Annotated in this window: 3 protein-coding genes; all 3 read right to left on the reverse strand. The window is 30.2% G+C overall.

The genetic code is table 11. The annotated features are described in order from the left end of the window. The coding region (gene bioD / locus CKF59_RS03235; RefSeq protein ID WP_119534545.1) for a dethiobiotin synthase at positions 1–582 on the reverse strand (582 nt) is incomplete at its 3' end. Between the two features lie 3 nt (positions 583–585). Continuing rightward, on the reverse strand, positions 586–1,374 hold the full coding sequence (locus tag CKF59_RS03240; protein WP_119534546.1) for a methyltransferase domain-containing protein: 789 nt from the start codon (positions 1,372–1,374) through the stop codon (positions 586–588). Positions 1,375–1,430: 56 nt separating this feature from the next. Then, positions 1,431–2,660: an aminotransferase class I/II-fold pyridoxal phosphate-dependent enzyme gene (locus CKF59_RS03245; RefSeq protein ID WP_119534547.1), complete on the reverse strand. Its 1,230-nt coding sequence runs from the start codon at positions 2,658–2,660 to the stop codon at positions 1,431–1,433. Positions 2,661–3,024 lie beyond the last annotated feature (364 nt).

Raw genomic sequence — 3,024 nt, forward strand, 5'->3', positions numbered from 1 at the left:
AGTTAAAGCACTTAGAGTATGACTAATTGAACCTAGTTTACCAGCAGTAACTAATACCACTTCAAAGTCAATCTTTTTACTTTGACAAATATCTCTAAATTTTTCAATTAAATCTAAATTAGTCAATAGATTATTCACAGGAGACATAATTCCTCCTGCAAGTTCAACGACTAAATAATCTAATTGATGATAAGTATTGGTTATTAAATTATTTAAATTTACTTGGGGATAAAATTGAGTTAGGTAATTCATAAAATCTTCTAAGATCTTATCTACTTTTATGTATTGCTGTTCATTTGCAGAAGCCAAATGAGGAGAAACAGGTTGGGAAAAAATGTATGAACACATTTTTTCATTCCCTAAGAAGTTATGACTACTACGAAGAGAATCTCTCTCTTGTGCATATAAATCTACAATTTTCTTATGTTCTTGTAGATCTACCGAAAAATTATTACACCCAGTTTGTACAGGCTTAAAACTAGATACACGAAAATTATTATAAGCTAATTGAGCCAAAATAGAACCGCTAACATAGGTTTTACCTATATCAGTATCTATACCACAGACAATAATTGCTTTCATAATTTATACTTCCAATTTTTTTTGACATATAAATAATAAAGAATGATAAGTCAATGGATACCTATCATCAACTTTAAGTTCATCAAACTTTTGTTTAAAAATCTCGAGCTTACTTTTAGTCCAAATACTTTTATTGGGTAAATTATTTACTCCAGTTTCTTTTAAATGTTGCATTAAATCGTTCAAGGAGGCAAAAAGTAATTGTTCTTGAAACTCTTGACATGCTATTACTTGATATCCTGACTTTGAGAGCATCTCTAACCAACTACTTTTGGCAAAATATACTAAAGAATTATTGGTTACTTGTTTAAGTTCTTTGAAGTTTTCGAGGGAAAATGTACTAAATGCAAAAATACCTTGAGAATTTAACTGATTAATAATCTGTTGCAAAAGTTCAAACGGGTTTTCGATCCATTGAATCATGGCATTACTTATGATTAAATCAAACTTTTGTCTTTCTTGATCACTCCAGGTAAAAACATCTTGTTGCTCAGATTCTAAAGTTTTTACTTGTGAGAAGCGAAAAATTTTCTCTTTTACCTCAGGTAAAATATTAACTAAATCAACTAAAGTAATATTTAAATTATGCTCTGTAGAGTTTAAGTAATCTATTAATAAATTCGCATTACTCCCTGTTCCAAGATCACAAATTCTTAATTGTTTTTTTCTCCCATCGTAATGCTTTAACAAACTAACCAAGTATTTACTCATTAAGCTTTGTACTTTGGCCTGTTGTGAATAAGTATATTTAGATTTATCAAAGTTTAATGCAATGTTATTTATACTTGTCATAAAAATAATTAGAGGCAAAGAAGAAAATTTTTTTCTTCTTTGCCGACTAAATAATATTAATCTTTTTTATATTTATTACATAATCTTTCTATAGCATCTACAGCTTGTTCTAACTGTACAACATCAGGTAAAAAGACTATTCTAAAATGATCTTTTTCTTTCCAATTAAAACCTTGTCCATGTACTACTAGCACATGTTCTTCTGACAGCAGTTTTTGAGCAAAGTCAACATCATCTTTAAAATCTAATTTTGTAAAATCTAGTTTTACAAAGGCATATAATGCCCCTTGCACCGGCTCACAAGACAAACCATGAATTTTATTAATTCTTTCTACGAGTAGTTTTCTTTGTTCGTAGAGTCTACCACCTGGTGAGGTTAATTCCTCAATAGAATGATCTTTTTCTAAACAGTCTCTAATGATTGCTTGAAATGGAGATACCGAACATAAACGCATGCTGGTGAGCTTATCTAAACTACTTACAAAGCCACTTGCTTGTTCAAATGGTCCAGTTAAGAACATCCAACCTAAACGATAACCACATAGTCGATTAGCTTTAGATGCACCATTAAAAGTAATTACTAGAGCCTCTTTATTTAAAGAAGCTATAGGTATATGTTGTGCTTGATCATAAGTTATACGATCATAAATTTCATCGGCAAGAATAATAATTTCATGCTTTACCGCAAGTTCTGCAATTTTCTCTAAAACTTCTTTGCTATAAACTTGACCGGTTGGGTTATTTGGATTAATTAAAACAATCGCTTTGGTCTTCTCTGTGATTTTACTTTCAATGTCTTCCACATTAGGTTGCCATTTGTTATTAGGATCACAGCGATAGTATACCGCTTTACCCCCAGCTAGGTTTACAGCTGCTGACCATAAAGGATAGTCTGGTGAAGGAACTAGAATCTCATCACCATTATCGCAAAGTGCATTGGTAACTAAGATAATTAATTCTGATACCCCATTACCAACATATACACGATTAGGATCATTAATCTCTAAACCTACACCAAGTTTATGATTATAATCAATAATAGCTTTACGAGCGTCTAAATGACCTTTAGAGTCACAATATCCATGATATTTATAAATACATTGGTCTAATGTACTTTTTAACACTTCAGGTACTTCAAAACCAAAAACCGCTGGATTACCAATATTTAGTTTTAAGATTCTATGGCCTAAACTTTCTAGTCTATTTGCCTCTAAAAGCAATGGACCACGAATTTCATAATGTACACTATCCAAGTGAGCAACAGGTTTTTTAAATTTATCCCACATGGCTCTTCCTTATTAAATTTAAAATGTGCTTTGTGTCTTTTCCCTATATTATATAGGTAAATTAAAAAAGACTTAAAAAATTTCGAACAAAAATACAAAAAACAGCTTATATCCTTTCTTTTTCCTAATGTGATTTATTCTTATCTATATTTAGATTTTAAATAAATTCACCATAATACCTAAGCTAGAGAGATTATAATTCGATTTTTTGGTATAATTACAATAAGTCACATTATTGTATGTGTAAAAGTATGTGACCAAAAAGTTGAGGTATACATGTTTGAAATAACGCAAATTGATGCTCATGAGCTTGAAAAAACAAAACTTACATTATGGCAACCTAAATTCAAAAGCTTTATTAGTA

This window comes from Psittacicella gerlachiana (assembly GCF_003585965.1).
Classification (GTDB): Bacteria; Pseudomonadota; Gammaproteobacteria; order Enterobacterales; family Psittacicellaceae; genus Psittacicella; species Psittacicella gerlachiana.